The 474-nt window shown below is 33.1% G+C and carries 1 pseudogene; it reads right to left on the bottom strand.

Going from position 1 to position 474, the window contains the following annotated elements:
• Positions 1 to 426, bottom strand: a pseudogene (gene tilS / locus HZY83_RS07835) (tRNA lysidine(34) synthetase TilS); the annotation flags it as partial.
• Between the last annotated feature and the right edge of the window lie 48 nt (positions 427 to 474).

Below are 474 nucleotides of genomic sequence, written 5' to 3'. Positions count from 1 at the left end.
GATTAGAACTATCTTCAAAATATGGAACCTGATACTTTTCTTGGTAATTGATGATGTCTTTTTTGTAAATGTTCAGCAAAGGACGACACACAAGGTAATCTTCATAGTTCGAGATATCAGACATTCCTAATGAGCTTCTAGTTGAACGACCACTCAGCACCCTATAAAGAATCGTTTCAAGTTGGTCATCAAGATGATGCGCTGTAAGTAATACATCTGCATTTAAATCACGAATGACTTCTCCAAACCACTGATACCGCAATCGACGCGCTTCATTTTGAATACTATTTCCTTTATCAACTATTTTAGATAAGTCGAGATGTTTAACATATAATTTAATTTGATTTTTTGACAATACTCGTTTAAAAATATTTCTTCTTCAACTGATTGCGCTCGTAATCCATGATTAACATGTACACAGGTCAATGTTTTATAGGTATCATGGTACTGGTTTAATAAACTATGTAATAATGT

Origin of the sequence: Gemella sp. GH3, from assembly GCF_013415425.1 — a bacterium.
GTDB lineage: Bacteria > Bacillota > Bacilli > Staphylococcales > Gemellaceae > Gemelliphila.
Note: the sequence above shows the minus strand (reverse complement) of the source record. Positions and strands in the feature narration are given on the sequence as shown.